Origin of the sequence: Priestia sp. Y58 (genome assembly GCF_029522095.1) — a bacterium.
In the GTDB taxonomy this organism is placed as follows: domain Bacteria; phylum Bacillota; class Bacilli; order Bacillales; family Bacillaceae_H; genus Priestia; species Priestia megaterium_E.
The window spans coordinates 132367-151296 of the sequence record NZ_JAKWFL010000002.1 but is presented as its reverse complement, the minus strand read 5'-3'; the positions used below and the strand labels follow the sequence as shown (position 1 = coordinate 151296).

At 36.7% G+C, this 18930-nt stretch carries 18 protein-coding genes; 14 read left to right on the top strand and 4 right to left on the bottom strand.

Translation table 11 applies throughout. From position 1 onward, the window contains the following. Positions 1 to 201: 201 nt before the first annotated feature. Positions 202 to 1224 (bottom strand): hypothetical protein, encoded by a 1023-nt coding sequence (locus MMB68_RS06490; RefSeq protein WP_221784839.1) that lies wholly within the window; start codon positions 1222 to 1224, stop codon positions 202 to 204. A 969-nt stretch (positions 1225 to 2193) separates the two neighbouring features. After that, complete coding sequence (locus MMB68_RS06485) at positions 2194 to 3657, bottom strand: hypothetical protein (RefSeq protein WP_221784840.1); 1464 nt, start codon at positions 3655 to 3657, stop codon at positions 2194 to 2196. Between the two features lie 313 nt (positions 3658 to 3970). Here MMB68_RS06485 and MMB68_RS06480 point away from each other — a divergent pair, with 313 nt between their 5' ends. The 5 genes from MMB68_RS06480 to MMB68_RS06460 all read left to right on the top strand — a co-directional run bounded on the left by MMB68_RS06480 (position 3971) and on the right by MMB68_RS06460 (position 10018). Continuing rightward, positions 3971 to 4852, top strand: a complete 882-nt coding sequence (locus tag MMB68_RS06480; RefSeq protein ID WP_221784841.1) for an HAD family hydrolase — start codon at positions 3971 to 3973, stop codon at positions 4850 to 4852. A gap of 567 nt (positions 4853 to 5419) precedes the next feature. Further along, positions 5420 to 6244 carry a pyruvate, water dikinase regulatory protein gene (locus tag MMB68_RS06475; RefSeq protein ID WP_221784842.1) on the top strand — a complete coding sequence of 275 codons (825 nt, stop codon included), beginning with the start codon at positions 5420 to 5422 and terminating at the stop codon, positions 6242 to 6244. A 120-nt stretch (positions 6245 to 6364) separates the two neighbouring features. Then, positions 6365 to 7867: a malate:quinone oxidoreductase gene (locus tag MMB68_RS06470; protein ID WP_221784843.1), complete on the top strand. Its 1503-nt coding sequence runs from the start codon at positions 6365 to 6367 to the stop codon at positions 7865 to 7867. A gap of 246 nt (positions 7868 to 8113) precedes the next feature. After that, positions 8114 to 8773: a 2OG-Fe(II) oxygenase gene (locus MMB68_RS06465; protein ID WP_264407801.1), complete on the top strand. Its 660-nt coding sequence runs from the start codon at positions 8114 to 8116 to the stop codon at positions 8771 to 8773. 420 nt (positions 8774 to 9193) lie between these two features. Then, positions 9194 to 10018 carry a thermonuclease family protein gene (locus tag MMB68_RS06460; RefSeq protein WP_221784845.1) on the top strand — a complete coding sequence of 275 codons (825 nt, stop codon included), beginning with the start codon at positions 9194 to 9196 and terminating at the stop codon, positions 10016 to 10018. Between the two features lie 68 nt (positions 10019 to 10086). Here the strand turns inward: MMB68_RS06460 and MMB68_RS06455 are convergent, their stop codons facing one another. Further along, on the bottom strand, positions 10087 to 10230 hold the full coding sequence (locus MMB68_RS06455) for a hypothetical protein (protein WP_158307786.1): 144 nt from the start codon (positions 10228 to 10230) through the stop codon (positions 10087 to 10089). A 159-nt stretch (positions 10231 to 10389) separates the two neighbouring features. Here MMB68_RS06455 and MMB68_RS06450 point away from each other — a divergent pair, with 159 nt between their 5' ends. The 9 genes from MMB68_RS06450 to MMB68_RS06410 all read left to right on the top strand — a co-directional run bounded on the left by MMB68_RS06450 (position 10390) and on the right by MMB68_RS06410 (position 18561). After that, positions 10390 to 10944, top strand: coding sequence for a GNAT family N-acetyltransferase (locus MMB68_RS06450; protein WP_013057535.1), 555 nt, complete (start codon positions 10390 to 10392; stop codon positions 10942 to 10944). 197 nt (positions 10945 to 11141) lie between these two features. Continuing rightward, entirely contained in the window at positions 11142 to 11702 is a 561-nt protein-coding gene (locus MMB68_RS06445) for a hypothetical protein (protein WP_034651039.1), read from the top strand. A 199-nt stretch (positions 11703 to 11901) separates the two neighbouring features. After that, on the top strand, positions 11902 to 12732 hold the full coding sequence (locus MMB68_RS06440; RefSeq protein WP_121945371.1) for a YitT family protein: 831 nt from the start codon (positions 11902 to 11904) through the stop codon (positions 12730 to 12732). 312 nt (positions 12733 to 13044) lie between these two features. Further along, complete coding sequence (locus MMB68_RS06435) at positions 13045 to 13458, top strand: DUF4395 domain-containing protein (RefSeq protein WP_264407797.1); 414 nt, start codon at positions 13045 to 13047, stop codon at positions 13456 to 13458. Positions 13459 to 13707: 249 nt separating this feature from the next. Then, positions 13708 to 15231: a nickel ABC transporter substrate-binding protein gene (gene nikA, locus MMB68_RS06430; RefSeq protein WP_264407795.1), complete on the top strand. Its 1524-nt coding sequence runs from the start codon at positions 13708 to 13710 to the stop codon at positions 15229 to 15231. Between the two features lie 2 nt (positions 15232 to 15233). Then, a complete protein-coding gene (nikB, locus tag MMB68_RS06425; RefSeq protein ID WP_277548466.1) occupies positions 15234 to 16175 on the top strand; it encodes a nickel ABC transporter permease in 942 nt (313 codons plus the stop codon). Beyond that, positions 16172 to 16978: a nickel transporter permease gene (gene nikC, locus MMB68_RS06420; protein WP_264407791.1), complete on the top strand. Its 807-nt coding sequence runs from the start codon at positions 16172 to 16174 to the stop codon at positions 16976 to 16978. The genes nikB and nikC overlap by 4 nt, the downstream gene beginning before the upstream one ends. 5 nt (positions 16979 to 16983) lie before the next feature. Beyond that, a complete protein-coding gene (locus MMB68_RS06415; protein ID WP_264407789.1) occupies positions 16984 to 17781 on the top strand; it encodes an ABC transporter ATP-binding protein in 798 nt (265 codons plus the stop codon). 9 nt (positions 17782 to 17790) lie between these two features. Then, the gene (locus MMB68_RS06410) at positions 17791 to 18561 is read left to right on the top strand and encodes an ABC transporter ATP-binding protein (RefSeq protein ID WP_264407788.1); all 771 of its coding nucleotides are present in this window, start codon (positions 17791 to 17793) and stop codon (positions 18559 to 18561) included. 65 nt (positions 18562 to 18626) lie between these two features. On the opposite strand, the gene MMB68_RS06405 is transcribed toward MMB68_RS06410, so the two are convergent. Next, positions 18627 to 18923, bottom strand: a complete 297-nt coding sequence (locus MMB68_RS06405; protein ID WP_221784852.1) for a hypothetical protein — start codon at positions 18921 to 18923, stop codon at positions 18627 to 18629. Positions 18924 to 18930: the final 7 nt, after the last annotated feature.

The window sequence follows — 18930 nt, the reverse complement described above, 5'->3', positions numbered from 1 at the left end:
TGTGGATAAGTATGAAGGTATTTTTTTAGCAATATTCCGTAGTTATACACAAGAAATATCCTTCATTTGCACTCATTACGTTTATATAGATAGGATAATGGAATTGGAGAGCTGAAAAAATGAGTGTTTGTTTGTACTATTTGTATCAAAAAGAGAGGAAAAAGGAGAGAAAATAAAAAAAAGGCATGCCAAAGAAGCCCCTTATGAAGCTGTAAGTTCGGCAGGGACTTGATCTTGAAGATTTTTTGAAAGCTCTTTTCGAATGAGCGTACGGATTTTCCCGCCGTAATTTTCAACGACTTGAGCATCATGGCTGAAGAAGGCCTGTTCAATCAGAGAATAAAGGGCAGACTTCACTCGTTTAATACCATATTCAAAAGAAAGCTGAACCAAATCAGCGATGTCTTCGTTTTGGAATGAAGACATAACAATTCCTGTAGAATCTGTGCTGTATCCAGATAATTTTACAAAAGTCTCTTCAATAGTACGTCGAATCGCCGCATCGTATTGATCTTTCTTTTCTTGTTTTGACATCTTGCCATTTTTAGCTCCGTCTTTTAGAACAAAGAAAATAGTAGATCCTTGGACAACGGTTTTAAATGCGCTCGTCTGGGTTTCAGCTATTTTTTGCATCATACCCTTGTAGTGAGTATATTTCGGCGTAAAAATTTTATAGTCATTAAAGCTAATTTTTGAAGTGTTTTCTCCAGGATTAAACTGACGCTTAATCGTATCGTTGTCATAAACCAATTCTTTGCGCAGCTCTAAGCGAAGGGCATTTACGTTTTCAATTAGAATAAGTTCTTCAAAGCGAGTATATTCTAATTCCATAAACCCAAAGCCGTGTTCTTCAAAATATTGAGGGTAGGGAACAATACAAATATTGATTCCTTTGCCGCTGCGAGAATAGGAAATTAATTCTGTTTCTGCTAATGCTACATTGTTGTTGCGAACTGTTCGAACTGTACAATTCAAAGCGGCTGCAATCTCTTTTTCAGAAACATCACAAATAATACCTCTTTCATCAACGTGAAGGAAGTGATAAAAAATTAATTGTGAAATTTGAGATTTAGATAAACGGTGATGTTCTGCCACTGTTTTGATTGTAGGGTTCCCATGAGCGTCTAGGTCCATGTGATCTTCAATATCTTTATATTTTTCTACGGTGCTAGACAATTGGCGAATAATTTGTTTTCCAATTTTCGCAAATTCTTTTTTTATCATGAGAATCCCTCCAATCTATTTCATATCAACAATAATTTATTAGGGTAAAATAACAAAGAATACCTTGTGAAAATTATATCAATAAGAAACAGAATCGCAAACGAACGAGTAGTACGATAAAAACGGCAAAAGGTTCAAAGAATGCTGTCATATCAAGGGGTTCAGCGTATAGGTTTTTTAGTACGACAAAAACGGCAAAAGCAAGCAAGCGCCGGTAGAACAGTGTTTGTTACGATCAGTAAAAATCAAAAAAAACTTTATGCGTTTTAGTACGTAAAAAACAGCAAAAGTCTCAGTATAGTACGCTAAAAATAGCAAAAGTGAAGAATGGTACGCTAAAAACAGCAAAAGCTACCTCGATTCACCTAAAAAAAGGGGAAAAAACCACTTTTCTGATCGTTGTAAATAACACAATGAATTTCATTAGTACGTCAAAAATGGCAAAAGCTATTTTTAGTACGTGAAAAACGTCAAAAACGACCTAGTAGTACGACAAAAACAGCAAAAGTTATCGTTTGGTACGTCAAAAATGGCAAAAGCTTTATATATGCTGCGACAAAAATAAAAAATGGGGTTTGAAAAGGCAATAATAAAGGGAAAAGCAATGTTTAGTACGCAGAAAACGGCAAAAGTAGTGAAAGGGTACGTAAAAAACGGCAAAAGGTAGGATTGTTTTACGAAAAAAAGAGAATAATTAACAATTAATAAGTGATTACGAGTAAATAAAATGAATTTAGTACGTCAAAAATGGCAAAAGAATCAGAGTGGTACGTCAAAAACAGCAAAAGGTAGTAATTAGTACGCTAAAAACGGCAAAAGAAGCGAAGAGGTACGTAAAAAACGGCAAAAGCTTCTGGTTAGTACGTTAAAAATGACAAAACTTCCAAACTATGAAATAAAATTAGAGGGATATTTTGTATTTATAAGCTGAAAGTGGCAAAATATCAGATAAAAAAGGAAGGGAACAATTTACCCTTCCAATGTTTCTCTATGTTCTCCTCCAAAATAGTCTTGAATTTCATAATTTTGAAGAGGAATAAAAGAGATTTCAAATCCTTGAAGTTTTTGCTGATAACTTTGGATCAGTACTTGATTGCTAACAAACTCTGCTAGAGATTCATTAATTAATTTTAGATTGACATCAATTTTCTTTGAACGAAAACGAACTTTTGAAGCAAAATATTGATACGGGTAAAAATGAGTGTAAGACTTCTCTTGTAAATAACAATCTAATCGCTCTTTTTGAAATGCATACAGCAGTAAAGAAGACAGCGAATTATCTTTAAACTTTTTAATAACGTCACTGTAAATTTGTACAAACTGCTGATTTAAAAAGCCTTGATGCGTATCGTCGCTAAATACGATGGTTGCATATCGTCTGCCCGTTACTTCATCGGTTTCAATAACAGCTTTTTGGAAGAAGTTTATCGCAAATTTTGTATCTCTGGAATTTTTTTTCTTCGCTACACCTTCTACGTGGTATCTGGCAATTTTCATAATGCGGGCTTCAACCGCTTCATAGTTTTTTACACCTTTTGAATTATAAATTTCTTTAACGATATCCGCTAAATCAAGAGTCACCGTTTTTTCTTTATAAAACATCTCGTCGCGCTGTGAAAGAGCAAACTGGATAATTTGAGAATCTTTTGGGTCTAAAACCATATTTCGTTTGGAGAGAACCGTTTGATTATCATTGACAGGGATAATGGTGCGAATGAAATATTCTTCATCAACTTTATAGTCATTATATAAAACGACTTCTTGGGAGTTTGTTTTAACTTCCATATTGGTTTTAAGAGAGTGACTTTCATTTGAGAAGATAGGGGCCTCTACCCACGAATTCAATCGTTTATCAATCCAGTTACTCAAATTTCCATTGTATTTTTCTAATATGATTTCAGCAATTAAAAAAGTAAAGTCCGTGTGAAATGCTTTCTCTATTTGATAATTCATCTTTGAATCTAAATAAGGAAAATCGGTAATATTTGTTTTTTTACTTTTAGCCCATGTCTCTACTTCTTTTAACTTTATCTTTAAAATATCTTCAGGCTTTTCCACGCCAAACAGCTTTTTTAAGTGTTCGGTATCCACTTTTTTATCCATCACTTTTTTGGCCAATTCAATGTCTTCAAAAATAGGATTAGGCTTTTGGGCTTTAATATCTTTTTTTAACGTTTGCAGCCAGTTTTTCTTATTTGATTGTCTTCTTTTGTAGGCCGGGTTTCTTATTTCCTTAGGATTTATTAATTTATTCTCTAAAACAAACGTATCTTGCAATATATTTAAAATGTAGTCTTCTATAAAATTTTTTTCATTCGAAAAGAACGAATGAGAATCATATAAAAAGTCTATGCACTTTGCTTTGATATTGTCATCGATCGCATCGCTGATTTGTTTAATAAGGTAAGGAGAAAAATTGGATGGTTCGTTCATGTTGACCTCCTCTGTATGTATTTAATCTGTAACACTCTTATTATATCTTTTTTGAACGATACTCTAAAGGCTAAAAGGAAAATTCGTTTTTGTGGATGCTGTTTTATATCAAATTAGCCTAACCAACTATTAGTATATAAAGGCTTATTGCAAATCTAAAATTCTTTCTTTATAGCGCTTGTACAATTTTAGATGTAAGGAGAGTATTATAGTAGCTTTATAAAAGAGAAAAGCGAAGTACATTCATTGAGTTTGAAAATGGAAAAGTTTATACTTGCCAAGTACACTCTTTTTACAAATAGGGGGAATAAATATGTTGTTAAAACCTAAAGCAATTTTTTTAGATATGGACGGTACGATATTAAATCGCTCCAACAAAGTAAGTATTCAAACAAAAGAAACCATTGACGAATTACGAAAACAGGGAATTTTTGTTTTTATTGCTACGGGAAGAGCGTTTGATGAAATAGAAGAGTTAGTTCCTGAAGGCTTTCAAGTGGATGGATTTATCACGTCAAATGGTATGGCAGGGTACGTAGGAAAAGAAGCAGTCTTTCAGCACTCGCTTTCACTTCAATTGGTGGAAACTATTATTGAAAAAGCAAGAGCGAACAAGGTATACTACGAGCTTTTCCCGTATGGCACACCTCGCGTGACGTTAAAACAAGATCAGCCATATGTTGAAAATGAAATTAGAGAGCCAAAGCCAGACAGTGTGGAAATTAACGAATGGCTTTCTCGTAAACAAGCGATAAAAGAAGAGATTGACTGGAAAGATTCCGTAGAAGGAAGTGAATTTTCAAAGTTCTATTTCTTTGCAAGAACGCACGAGCATATCGATAAATGGAAAGAGGAGCTTGAAGAACTTAAAAAAGAAATCGATTTTACAACTTCTACTTCATCTAAACACAATGTTGAAGTGATGGTGGCAAACGTAAATAAAGCAACGGGAATTCAGCAAATGCTAAAACATTTTAATTTGCCCGAGCAAGACATTCTAGCAATTGGCGACAGCAACAATGATTTACCAATGTTTCAGTTTGCCAGCTATGCCGTAGCGATGAAAAATGCGCCGGATCATATTAAAGAAATTGTCGATGACGTAACGAAATTTAACTGTGACGAAAACGGCGTATCTCATTATCTTTCTAAACTTTTATTGCAAAAATCTGCTAGAAGTAATCCCGTTTTATAAAAATGAATCTATTTCACGACAATGCATTATAACCAACTATTCAAAACATCGTCTTTTAGGCGGTGTTTTTAGTATACATAAGGTGAAAAGTAAACCGTTCATTATTTTTAGTTATAGCACTCTTAGCTAAAAAGAATAGCCAAGAATAAATCTTCTATAACTTAAAAATTATGTTATAAACAACATAATTATATAACTATCCTCGTAACTATCCCTGCAAAACGCCTCTCAGCCCTGATGAGTGCCACCATGCCAAAGCATAAAATATTTTAAAATCTAAACTTTTTCTTTCTTCAAACTTTTTATAAAATGCGCAGAAAAGGGATTGTATCTCCGTATATTTAATGCTAATATAACATTTAATGAAAATAGTATAACATATTTAGCTTTATTTTATAATTAGTATGACATAAATTCTTAATTTAATTGTTTTGTTAAAGTGTTTATAATCATAGTGACCAGCATATTTGTCTATTCATTACTATTAAATTGTGTATCTTGTAAGCTGCTAAATGAAAAATACTAGCGTTATTAAACTATTAAAATCAAAGAATAGGAAGATTTAATGTGAATAAAAGAAAAATTGTCTATATAGTTTCCGACTCAGTAGGTGAAACGGCTGAGCTGATGGTAAAAGCAGTTTTAACTCAATTTAGTGGAGAAGATATTGAAATTCAAAATACTTCTTACGTAGAAGATGAGGGAAATATTGATAATATCATTGCTGAAGCAAGGTGTAACCAGGCCATCATTGCGTATACTATCGTCATCCCACCTTTAAAACAGTATCTTGACCAAAAGGCACAAGAAGAAGGAATTGTAGCTATTGATTTAATGACCCCTCTTATGAGAGCCTTTAGCCAAACCTTTGATAAAAAGCCTAATCTTCAACCGAGATTAACGAGAAAGTTAGACGATAACTATTTTCGAAGAGTAGAAGCAGTTGAATTTGCTGTTAAATATGATGATGGACAAGACTTCAGAGGTATCAAGCGAGCTGATCTAGTGTTGATTGGTGTTTCGAGAACATCTAAGACGCCACTTTCTATGTATTTAGCTCATAAAAGTCTTAAAGTAGCGAATATACCTTTAGTTCCAGAAGTGACGCCTCCTGATGAACTTTTCACTATTCCGAAAAATAAATGTATTGGTTTAGTTATTACACCGGATAAGCTCAATGAAATCCGAAAAGAACGATTAAAAAATTTAGGTTTAGCGTCTCAAGCCAATTATGCCAATGTAGATCGAATCCTTGAAGAGCTGGACTATGCTGAGAAAATTATGAAGCGCATTGGCTGTCCTATTGTTAATGTCTCAGGTAAAGCAGTTGAAGAAACCGCTGAAGTGATATTGAGCATGTTAAAAAAGGACAAGACGAAAGGGTATGTATAAAAACGCCCATTATGTAAGACAGATAACTTGTCAGACATACTTAATCTGTAGAGAGTCAGGTAGAACAGGCGTGTTGCTAAAATGTGCTTTTTTAAAATATAAAAGATAAGGAAGATTGTGATGAGCAATGTATATAAAAAAACAGACGTTATCTTAATTGGGGCCGGAGTGATGAGCGCAACGTTGGGATCTTTACTAAAAGAGTTAGCGCCGGAATGGGAAATCAAAGTATTTGAGAAACTCGCAGATGCAGGAGAAGAAAGCTCGAATGAATGGAATAACGCAGGGACTGGCCATGCTGCACTGTGCGAGTTGAACTATACATCTGAACAAGCTGACGGATCTATAGATATTACGAAAGCAGTGAGGATTAATGAACAGTTTCAGCTTTCAAGACAGTTTTGGTCATATCTTGTAAGCAGTAATTTAATTCATCATCCGCAAGAGTTTATTATGCCAATCCCTCATATGAGTTTCGTACAAGGAGAAAAGAACGTATCCTTTCTGAAAAAACGTTTTGAAGCGCTATCAAATAATCCATTGTTTCAAGGGATGGAGTATTCGGATCGTCCTGAAAAGCTAAAAGAATGGATGCCGCTTGTTATGAAAGGCCGTACATCGACTGAAGCAATTGCGGCAACTAAAATCGACTCAGGGACGGACGTGAACTTTGGAGCTTTAACTCGTATGTTGTTTACACATTTAAAAAGTAAAAGCGTAGAAATAAACTATAACCACAGCGTTGAAAATCTGACACGTACCGCAGACGGCTCGTGGGAAGTAAAAGTACATGATATTCATAGCGGCAAACAGGAATATCACACGGCGAACTTTGTTTTTATCGGAGGAGGAGGCGGAAGTCTGTCTTTACTCCAAAAAACGGGTATTCCTGAGTCCAAGCATATTGGAGGATTCCCGGTAAGCGGATTATTTATGGTATGCAATAATCCCGAAGTTGTAGCGCAGCATCACGGGAAAGTGTACGGAAAAGCAAAGGTTGGCGCTCCGCCGATGTCGGTTCCGCACCTTGATACACGCTATATCGACCGCAAAAAAACACTGCTGTTTGGACCTTTTGCCGGATTTTCACCAAAGTTCTTAAAAACGGGTTCAAATTTGGATTTAATCAATTCTGTAAAACCGAATAATATCTTAACGATGTTAGCAGCAGGCGTCAAAGAGATGGGGTTAACGAAATACTTGATTCAGCAGGTGCTGTTGTCAAATGAAAAGCGTATGGAAGAACTTCGCGAGTTTATTCCAAACGCAAAAAGCGAAGACTGGGATATCGTCGTAGCGGGTCAGCGTGTACAAGTAATCAAAGATACGGAAGCCGGAGGTAAAGGAACTCTTCAATTTGGTACCGAAGTTGTGAGTTCAGCTGATGGTTCCGTTGCTGCATTGCTCGGGGCTTCGCCAGGTGCTTCGACTGCCGTTCATGTCATGCTTGAAGTGCTGGAAAAGTGTTTCCCGCAGCATATAGAAGAATGGGAATCAAAAATAAAAGAAATGATTCCTTCTTACGGCTTGTCACTGGTAGAAAATCCAGCGCTTTTTAACGAAATTCATGCTTCTACAGCACAAATGCTTGATTTAAGTAAAAAAGAACTTGTGTACCGATGATTTTAGGCAGCCTTTGATACGGATGCTCTATATTAAAAGAGTTTTTTAGACAGTTAAAGTATTTAAACTACATGTGAAATCTATAAGAAAAAATGAAGGAGCTTCGTTATATAAGGGGCTTCTTTTTATTTATTTCCTTTGCTAGCAGAATTTACTTCGTATTCGTGATATAATTCTTATTAGTAAGCGTTTACATATAATGGGGTAAAAAATTGGAAAATAGCTATTTCGAGGAGCCGATAAAAGATGATTCCAACTAATACATCTTTACTGACGAAAGAACAAACGATTTTTAATCATACAGGGAATAAAATTAAATTAGAAGACAGAGAGATTAATATTGTTGCTCGATTTGAAGAGCCTCTTGTTTTAGTTTTAGGAAATGTACTAAGTAACGAAGAATGTGACGAACTTATACAGCTATCCAAAGATAAAATGCAGCGATCAAAAATTGGTGCTGCACGTGAAGTAAACAGTATTCGAACGAGCAGCGGCATGTTTTTTGACGAAAGCGAAAACGAGCTTGTACATCAAATCGAAAGAAGACTTTCTAAAATAATGGGACCATCTATTGAATATGCTGAAGGTCTTCAAATTTTAAAATACTTGCCTGATCAAGAATACAAAGCCCATCACGATTATTTCACTTCTGAAAGTAAAGCATCTAAAAATAACCGTATTAGTACATTGGTTATGTACTTAAACGATGTCGAAGAAGGAGGAGAAACTTATTTTCCTAAGCTGGGTCTTTCCGTATCTCCGACAAAAGGAATGGCCGTGTACTTTGAATATTTTTATAGTGATGCTGAACTTAATGACCGTACTCTCCATGGGGGAGCTCCTGTTATAAAAGGAGAAAAGTGGGTCGCTACCCAGTGGATGCGCAAACAAAAAATTCGATCGTAATAACAAAGGTTTGAAGAGCCCTATTAGCTATTGTTAATGAGGGCTCTTATTTATGTTACAAAAATATAGCAATCATGGTAGCCGGTTATTATATTGAAATATTCACACTTATTCTATTTGTGCGGCTATTCCTTATTCTTATAAGCCGGTAGACGATAAATGTATTTGTAGTGTAAAATATCCTCATGATTAAAAATTTGGATACACTAAAACGAAAAATGTGTTCGTGAGATAAAAATAAAATAGATGCTATTTAAAAGAATGACTTTAAAACAGGTAAGCAATTTTTATAACAGTTGCACGAAAAAACTCGTGAAAGGTATTTTCACGAGTTTTTGTTTTTAGGTGATTTACACTATTTATAAAATCATTTTACTTTTATATAGTAGATAGGGAACGTGTTAAAGGAGGACCCGGGTTTTGAAAGAAATAAAAGCAATTATTTACGCGATGCTTGCGACGTTTATGCTGCTTCTTACTGGATGCAGCGATGAACAGGCAAGTCATTCAACCACATCTTCTACCGATACGAAACAAGCAGTTCAAGTAGAAGGTTCATCAGATCAAGAAAACGATCATAGTCCTTCTAAAGCAAGTCGTGAAGACGTAGTAGGTGAGGCAGCTACGGTAGAAAGAGTAGTGGACGGTGATACGCTTAAAGTGAAAATGCTGAACGGAAAGAGAGATCGCGTGCGACTACTTCTTGTTGATACCCCCGAAACAAAGCATCCCAAACTAGGCGTACAGCCCTTTGGTCCTGAAGCATCTGCTTACACCAAAAAAAGACTAGAAGGACAGGAAATTACCCTTGAATTTGATGTGCAAGAGCGTGATCAATATGGACGTTTGCTTGCTTATGTATGGATAGACAATGAGCTGTATAATGAAGAGCTGCTAGCAAAAGGGCTAGCCCGCGTAGCAGTATTTCCTCCTAATACAAAGTACGTAGATGAATTTAAGAAAATACAGGAGCAGGCTCGAAAAAGCGAAAAAGGAATCTGGAGCATTGAAAACTATGCCCAGGAAAAAGGGTATAATACGGATGCTGTAAAAAATCAGTCTTCTTTTAATCAAAAAGATACACAATCTGCCGAAAGCTGTGAAGGTAAAATAAAAGGAAATCAAAACTCTAAAATTTATCACGTGCCAACAGGGGCACACTACAACCAAACCATGAACAACGTCATTTGGTTTTGTACCGAAAAAGATGCACAAGAAGCAGGATACAAAAAAGCAAAAAACTAATAAAGAAATTCAGTAACTGCTGAATTTCTTTTTTTTTTTGAGTTCAGTAAGTGTTTGTATAGGAGTGGCTAAATACCATCCAACAAAGAACGACCAATTCGTATAAGAAGACGCACGGGCCATATGAGCAGCTGAGGCACTTGTAAAAGAACCTCCGCTATAAGTTCTCTCCCGCTCATCGTATTATCTTTCTGCTGACGGCGTTTTTTCATAGTCATCATCCATTCATTTGAAAATATACATTAATTATACAATGAAAGGAAGATTAGGAGTTAATTTTTTCTTTCTTTTCTTTTTCGTGTTAAAGTAGATAGGTAAGAAGTCTTGCTGCAAATAAAGCAAGCGAAGAGAATAAAGGGAGTTTGAAAATCGTGAAAATAAGGAAAGCAAGAAAAGAAGATGCTTCTGCTGTAACGGAATTACTTTATGACATGCTTGGCAGTATTGCACGCTCTCATACGGCGGCTACAACGAATGAAGAAGCGCTTTTAAGACTTAAAGCGTTTATTCTGTCTGAGAAGAATCGCTATAGCTATCATCATATTACAGTCGCAGAAGTCGATGAGAAGGTAGTTGGACTTATGCTTTGCTACGAAGGAAGTATGTTACAAACGCTTTATGAACCAGTTAAGCGTTTTGTACGTGCTAAACTTAATAATCCAGCGTGGGAAATTGATATAGAAACTGAACATGGAGATTATTATATTGACTCTCTATGTGTAGATGAAGCTTACCGCGGAAAAGGGATAGGAACGGCTCTTTTAAATGTAGCCAAGCAAGAAGCCAAAAAGCGTAAGATGTTCTTATCGTTAAACGTTGAATATAATAACGTAGAAGCCAAAAAATTGTATCAGCGTATAGGCTTTCAAGAGCATAAAACCATTTTTATTGATAAAAAACCATTTTTTTATATGAAGACTGCCTGAGCATCTTTACGGTAGTATTTTTTGTGATAAAATGGATATATAAGTAAAATAATAAGAACCGACAGCTCAGCACTTTTGCTGAGCTTTCCTGTAAATCGCGTAAACGTATCAAAATGGAAAGAATCCTACATCCAATGGACCATAAGCAAGCGGTCATGAAAGTATGTTTGCTGATGTGCCACATGAAAGGAGCGTGCATGAACATCAGAGATCTTCCGTTTAATATGAGTTATCGATTTAATGAACAGCTTCGAGAAGTTCCGGTTAACCCACACCAAATGAAGCAGGGAATTATCTATTTGAAGAAACGAGCTCTCGAAGAAGAGGATGAGTGTGCCGCTGCTAAAACATATGGACATATTGGTGTATATGAGCGCATACTTGGAGAATTAACGAGCAGTGAAAGACATCTGCTGCTGGCCATTTATCTATATGACCGACATGCCGATACAATAGGTGAATTTTTGAATACGATCCGACTTGGACATACATATCACTGGCAAGAACAGTGGGATAAAGCGAATGAAACGTTTCAGCTACTCATTGAACAATTAAAAGCAGATGAAGACCTTCACATATATGAAGACTTTGTCTATCAGCATTATGGAAAATGTTTACTTGATCAGCGGGTTGTTTCCAGAGCACATCACTATTTTCAACGCGCGTTAGAAATTCGATTGAAAAAAGGCGATAAAGAATTAATTGAGTCAACTAATTCCTGCATCCGTCTTTGTTTAAATAAATTAAAACATTCCTAGTATACATAAAAGATAAATGACTCATCGTCTTGGTTACACATAATGCATAAACTTTCCGTTTGACAAACGTATGTGAACATATTATAGTCATACATGGCAATTTAAGAATACGTAACATAAAAACTAAACATAAGCGTCTCTTCTCTTTTGGAGAAGGGGCTTTTTTATGTGAATTTTTATGCCGAGGAGGGTTTAATCGATGAGTAAAACAGTAAAAGATGTCATCTTTTTATTAATAGGTTCGTTTGTATTTTCACTTGCAGTTAACATGTTCGTCATTCCAATAGGACTAGGTGAAGGCGGCGTTACGGGTATATCAATTATTTTATATTATACAACGCATCTTTCAACGGGCATCACTAACTTTATTTTAAACGGTATCTTGCTTATCGTAGGGTATAAATTTTTAGAGAAAAAAACCATCGTCTATACGATGATTACGATTATCGCTACATCTATTTTTCTTCACGTAACTGAAGGATGGGGTCTTCATCTTCATGAAGAGCTCATTGGCATGGTTTTTGCCGGTGTACTGCTAGGCGTTGGAATTGGGATGATTTTGCGAGTTGGTGGAACAACAGCAGGTTCAGCCATTATTGCTCGAATCCTAAATAAGTTTTTAAACTGGAAAGTCAGTCATGCACTTTTAATGGTTGATTTGCTAGTGGTATTGGCTTCTTATTTTATTATTGGAATCGAAAAGCTACTATTTACAATCGTCATGCTGTACATTACAACAAAAGTAATTGACTTCGTTATTGAAGGATTCGATGCCAAAAAGGCCGTTACCGTTATTTCAAGCAACAAAAATGAAGTAGCGGATCAAATCAATGAACAGCTTGATCGCGGAGTAACGATTCTAAACGGTCGAGGGAACTATACAAAAGAATCAAAAGAAATCTTGTATGTGGTCATTAATAAACAAGAGCTTATTAAACTTAAAAAGCTGATTAAAAAAATTGATGATGAAGCATTTGTGATTGTACACGATGTACGAGATGTAATTGGAAAAGGCTTTCTAAGCGCATAATGCTGTGGTTCTTGGCAATTTTTTCTGACGTTGGTGTTCTCCCAAAAAGTATGATATAAGTGTGTCTAGAGACAATTCAATATACGAAAGGGAGAACCCATATGCGTAATAAAAGGCATGTAAAACGTCTTCTTCAACGTCGAATTCGTTCTTTACGATACGTTGTCTTGATTTTATTTACGATACTGATCTTAAAGTACGTTAGTGAAATTATGTAACTTTTTTGTATGAGTCTTATCGCTCATTTGGAGTGCTTTTTCTTTTAATTTAGTAAACCAATTTGTATAATAGGTTTTAAGAAGGAGGAGTTCCATGAGCATTCCCAAACCATTAGTTCAGCTTAATCAACTCTTTATCGTTATAACGGTTTTGATCGCTTTACTTGCGGCAAAGTGGCTTTTACTTTTGCCTTTTCTCGTTGGAGTAGTCACACTTGCAACAAAGCGTAATCCCGTAATTATGGCAGGGAAAACGCTTCTCAAAAAGCCTGCTTCTTCTTATCAAATGGAAGACCGGGATCAGCAGCTTTTTAACCAATGGATTGCAACGATATGTATGGGGGTTGCTTTCATTTTCTTTTTAATGGGTTATACGCTTGTCGGCTACGTATTTAGTATAATGGTGATTCTTGCTGCTGGTGTAGCGCTGATGGGATATTGTATAGGCTGCACGATTCGTTATCGATATATGATGTGGAAATATAAAAGAAAAAAACACGCTGCATAAAAAAACAAAGCCTCGAGAAGGCTTTGTTTTTTTATGCTCATTTGTATGCGTTATTAATAAATTTAATCATCATAATGGGTGAAAACAAGTGTTAGAGCGCCTATATCCTTTAAAAACCTTTGTTGACAAAGTAAGGCAAACAAATTAAACTTTTTATGATAATAATAATCGTTACGATTTAAAAGGGGGAAGTTATAGTTAAAAACCGTACATAAAAGAAAGATAGTTTTGAATAAAGGAGGGGTTTATATGAGAAAAAGGATAAGTTTGCTATGCTTAACGCTTGCTGCGATAGGTGTGCTAGCGGCATGTTCGGCTAACTCTGCGAGTACCGAAGAAAAGAGTGAAAAGAAATCACTTACTTTTGTATCGAATTTTCCAAGTGACACGCTCGATCCACAGTTAAATTATACAACTGTACGAGCCGGTATTGCCGAAACGTTAGTGAAAGTTAATGAGCAATTACAGATTGAACCGTGGCTTTCAAAAAAGTGGAAAACAGAAAATGATGGGACGACCTGGGTGTTTGAGATTAGAGCCGGGATTACGTTTCAAAATGGCAAGGATCTGAATGCTGAAGCCGTGAAACATTCGTTAGAAAGAACGATAAAAGAAAGCGAAGCAATGAAAAGTGCACTTAAAATTAAAGAAATGAAAGCCAGTGGCCAAATCTTAACCATTACAACAACAGAGCCGCTTGCCACGCTGCCTTCTGAACTTGTTCATCCAAACACAGCAATTATTGATGTAGATGCTCCAGATACAAAAAGTAAACCCGTGGGAACAGGGCCATTTAAAGTAGCTTCGTTTAAACCGGATAATGAAATGAAAGTAAAAAAATATAAAGAATACTGGGGCGGGGAACCAAAATTGGATGAAGTTGTGTTAACATTTAATGATGATGAAAATGCACGAACGTCCGCTTTACAATCAGGTGAAGCCGATATTGTATACCGTCCGGCTATTGAAAGCTTAAACACGTTAAAAAAAGATTCTTCTATTGTAGTAGATATACAGCCGAGCCTGAGAAATCAAATGCTTTTTTATAATTCAAGGCAAGAAGCGTTTAAAGATAAAAATGTGAGAAAAGCGTTTGATGTATTGTTAAATCCAAAAGATGTTGTCGATACAGCGCTCGCAGGTCAAGGGTCACCAGCAGCAGGTCCATTTTTAGATAGCTTGGATTTTTCGAACGATCCTAAAACGAAAACCTATGGACCAAGTGAGGCTCAAACATATTTAGAAAAAGCCGGTTATATACTCAAGAATGGAAAAGCAATAAAAAATGGAAAACAGCTTTCTTTTAAGCTCGTTACATATCCTTATCGTCCAGAAATGCCTTTAATGTCACAAATGCTTCAGTCAGAAGCAAAAAAGATTGGTGTAAAAATAGACATTCAACAAGTGGAAAATATGGACGAGTATATGACAACAAAAAATGATTGGGGAATCGTTACATATAGTCTAGTAACCGCGCCGCGAGGAGATGCAGGATACTTCTTTAATGCTCTTTACATGGAGGGAGGAGCATTTAATGTAGGTCATTTCCATGAACCAGCATTAACTTCCATTATTAATAAACTCAATAAAACAGTTGATCAAAAACAGCGCAATGAGTTAGCAAGACAAGCAGGAGAAATAGCAGAAAAAGAAACGCTGCACTCTTCGATTGTTCATCCGAATAATTTTGTGGCCTATAGAGACAATGTGAAAAATTGGGTTACAACCAAAAGTGAATACTATGTGATAACAAAGGATTTAGATGTGAAATAGATATGAAATTAATTGGTAAAAGAATAATAGAATTACTCATTTTTTTAGTTATCCTATCGTTTCTCAGCTTTGTTTTGATGAAGCTGGCTCCAGGAGACCCAGTTAAGCAAATGCTCCGCGTAGATGATGTGGCAGTTTCTGAGGAACAAATAAATAGTTTGCGAACAGAGCTAGGGTTTAATGAACCCGTATATATTCAATATGTAAAGTGGCTGAAGCGCTTTTTTCAGTTTGATTTAGGATCTTCATATATGACAAAAGAGCCTGTCATCGATGAATTAGCCGAGAAGTTTCCGGCTACGCTGCGCTTGACGGCTGCATCTTTGGTTGTGATGCTGCTAATAGCTGTGCCACTCGGCACGCTGTCAGCACTATACCAGAATAAGTGGATTGATTATCTCAGCAGAAGTATTTCCTTAATTGGAGCGTCTATTCCCAGCTTCTGGCTCGGTCTTTTGTTTATACAGCTGTTCTCCGTGCGTCTTCAATGGCTTCCTTCGATGGGGACAGGCACAGCAGCTCATCTTGTGCTGCCTTCTTTAACGCTTGGTTTTGCCATGTCCGCTGTGTATATGCGAATGATTAGAGCTAGTCTGCTAGAAGGACTGAAACAAGATTTTGTACGATCCGCTCGAGCAAGAGGAATAAGTGAAAGTCGCATTTTTATTTTTCACGCGTTCCGGTATAGCTTAACGCCAATCCTTACCATTTTAGGGACGAGCTTAGGCAATTTGATTGGAGGAACGGTCATTATTGAAGTGCTTTTTGCTTATCCTGGCATTGGAAAATTAGTTATTGATGCGATTATGAATCGTGATTATCCTGTCATTCAAGGATATATTTTGTGGATGGGCCTGTTTGTTGTTTTAATTAATTCACTTGTGGATTTGAGCTACAAATATGTAAATCCCCAGCTCTATGTAAAGGGAGGGGATAAAACGTGAAAAAGCCGCAGCTTCCTTTTGTAGTGATAAGCGTGTGTGGTATTGCGCTTATTTTATTTTGTATGTTTGGAAGTCAGCTAGCACCGATGGATCCCACACAAGTCAATATGCAAGACCGGCTTCAAAAATCCACCGGTGATCACTGGTTAGGAACTGATCACTTAGGCAGAGATCTCTTTTCACGAATCGTAGCTGGAGCTCAGACCACAATTGGGACTAGTTTTCTTGTCTTAGCTCTTTCTCTTTTGATTGGAGTACCTGTTGGCTTAGTTTCAGCGTATATTGGAGGAAAAATAGACCGCTTTTTAATGAGAATTGTAGACGCTTTTTTAGCTTTTCCTGACTATATTGCAGCCATCGTCTTAAGCGGAATGCTAGGGCCTGGATTATTTAACTTAATTGCTGCGATGGTTATTGTAAAGTGGGTTAGTTATGCAAGGGTAGTGCGCAGTATTGTGCTTCAAGAAAAGTCAAAAGAATATGTGCTGATCGCTAAATTAAACGGAGTGGGAACACTACCTTTAATCCTGCGCCACTTTCTTCCTCACGTGGGAAGACATATTCTTGTTCTTGCTACGCTGGATATAGGGAAAATTATTTTAATGATGGCTTCATTATCCTATATTGGACTAGGGACTCAGCCGCCTACTCCGGAATGGGGAACGATGCTAAATGAAGGCAGGGCCTACTTTTACAATGCTCCGCAACTAATGTTGATACCAGGCTTGGCCATTATTTTATTGGTGCTGACGTTTACAGCTTTAGGTGAATATATTCGAGGGAAATATCAAGTTAATCGATAAAAGAGGTGATCGTCATCGTTTTAGAAGTAAAGCATCTAGCCATTCATAATAAAACAAAACAAATCGTAAAAGACGTTTCTTTTACAATCGAGCAAGGACAGTGGATGGCGCTCGTTGGAGAAAGCGGAAGCGGTAAAAGTATCACTGCTGCTTCGATAGGAGGACTGCTGCCTTCAGGTGTCACGCTTAAAGGAGGATCTATTATCTTTAAGCGGAAAGGAGAAGCGCCTATCCTTGGAAAAGATATTTCGTATATCTTTCAAGATTATCGAAGCGCTTTTACTCCTTTTTTAACAATTGGAAAGCAGTTTGATGAAACGATTCGTACACATAGTAAGCTGTCTAAAAAAGACAGGAAAGCAGCCATTTTTCAGGCTCTAAAAGCTGTGAATCTACCGGATGAACGCGTATATAAAAGCTATGCTTCTCAGCTGAGCGGAGGACAGCTTCAGCGAGCAGCGATTGCTTTAGCGCTGGTGATGAAACCTGCCTTGATTATTGCAGATGAACCAACCACGGCTTTAGATAGCGTGTCAGCAGCTGAAGTTCTTCAGCTGCTGCATAAGCTGAAAGAAGAAACAGGCTGTGCCATTTTGTTTATTACCCATGATTTGCGTCATGTGCGGAAATATGCAGACCGAGCAGCCATTATGTTAGCAGGAGAGATCGTGGAAGAAAACAGTATCGAATCTCTGTTTCACGCTCCGCATCACTTTTATACAAAAAAATTGTTTAACGCTATTCCTTCTTTACAGAAAACGCCTGATCGATTGTTAGATACGCAGAAAAAAGTGTTAATATAGGAGTGAAGTATGAAAGAAAAAAGTATATTACGCGTCAAGCAGCTGGTGAAACAGTATAAAGACGTTAAAGCGCTAAATAATGTTTCCCTGCATATTGATAAAGGAGAATGCGTAGGGATTGTTGGAGAAAGTGGAAGCGGAAAAAGTACGCTTGTAAAAAGTGTGCTAAGGTTAACAGAAATTCAGCAGGGAGAAGTATGGTTTGCAGAGAAACCTCTTCACAGGTTAACAGGAAAAAAACTGCAGCAAGCTCGTCTGGGCATGCAAGTTGTCTTTCAAAACCCCGCGGCTTCTTTTAATCCAAAAGTAAAAATCATCGATTCTTTGCTCGAGCCTTTGCGGCAGCAGCGAATCGTTCCTTCATTTTTATCTCATGTGAGCAGAAACGAAAAAGAAATCGCTTTTTATTTGTTAGAAAAAGTCGGGATTAGCGCAGAATATGCGTTGAATTATCCTCATGAACTCAGCGGTGGACAGCTTCAGCGTGTAGCGATTGCGCGTGCCATTAGCGTAGGTCCGTCTCTGGTGCTATTAGACGAACCAACAGCGAGTCTTGATGTTACGGTACAGGCAAAAATTTTAAATTTATTAAAAGATTTGCAGGAGACGCTTCAGCTATCTTATTTGTTTATTTCGCATGATTTAGCAGCAGTAAAATTTATGAGCAGCCGCATGATGGTTATCCAGCAAGGCGAGGTTATCGATCAATTTGACCGTGCAAAGCTATTTGATAAAAACAGGCATCCCTATACAAAAAAGCTTGTGCGTTTATTTGAATAGAGAGTAAAGCTCTTCGTTTAATATACTAAACGAAGAGCTTTTTTATAAATGAGAATGAGACAAAGTCAGGGGCGCGGCGGTGGAGTATGCATATGGATAAAGTGATAGCCTGCTTGGCAAAGCATGATAAAACTAATGGTGAGTACAACGAGAGGAATTAGCTTGTTTTTCCCTCGTTCTTCATATAGTCCGGCTGCGCTTAAAAGGAAACCAATAGTAGCTAAAGGAGGAGAGACGCGAAAGAATAAATCTGCAGCTGTAAACCCTTGGTTTGTATATTTATAATAAAAAAATAGACCTGTAATTAATAAAAATAGTCCAATCCAAAACAGCGTAAGTTTTCCAAAAAGGGTTTTAGGCACTGTGTTT

Coding starts and splice junctions, on each gene's coding strand:
- MMB68_RS06490 (WP_221784839.1), bottom strand. CDS start 1,224: ATGATAAAAAAAGAATTTGCGAAAATTGGAAAACAAATTATTCGCCAA.
- MMB68_RS06485 (WP_221784840.1), bottom strand. CDS start 3,657: ATGAACGAACCATCCAATTTTTCTCCTTACCTTATTAAACAAATCAGC.
- MMB68_RS06480 (WP_221784841.1), top strand. CDS start 3,971: ATGTTGTTAAAACCTAAAGCAATTTTTTTAGATATGGACGGTACGATA.
- MMB68_RS06470 (WP_221784843.1), top strand. CDS start 6,365: ATGAGCAATGTATATAAAAAAACAGACGTTATCTTAATTGGGGCCGGA.
- MMB68_RS06465 (WP_264407801.1), top strand. CDS start 8,114: ATGATTCCAACTAATACATCTTTACTGACGAAAGAACAAACGATTTTT.
- MMB68_RS06455 (WP_158307786.1), bottom strand. CDS start 10,230: ATGAAAAAACGCCGTCAGCAGAAAGATAATACGATGAGCGGGAGAGAA.
- MMB68_RS06445 (WP_034651039.1), top strand. CDS start 11,142: ATGAACATCAGAGATCTTCCGTTTAATATGAGTTATCGATTTAATGAA.
- MMB68_RS06440 (WP_121945371.1), top strand. CDS start 11,902: ATGAGTAAAACAGTAAAAGATGTCATCTTTTTATTAATAGGTTCGTTT.
- MMB68_RS06435 (WP_264407797.1), top strand. CDS start 13,045: ATGAGCATTCCCAAACCATTAGTTCAGCTTAATCAACTCTTTATCGTT.
- nikA (WP_264407795.1), top strand. CDS start 13,708: ATGAGAAAAAGGATAAGTTTGCTATGCTTAACGCTTGCTGCGATAGGT.
- nikB (WP_277548466.1), top strand. CDS start 15,234: ATGAAATTAATTGGTAAAAGAATAATAGAATTACTCATTTTTTTAGTT.
- MMB68_RS06410 (WP_264407788.1), top strand. CDS start 17,791: ATGAAAGAAAAAAGTATATTACGCGTCAAGCAGCTGGTGAAACAGTAT.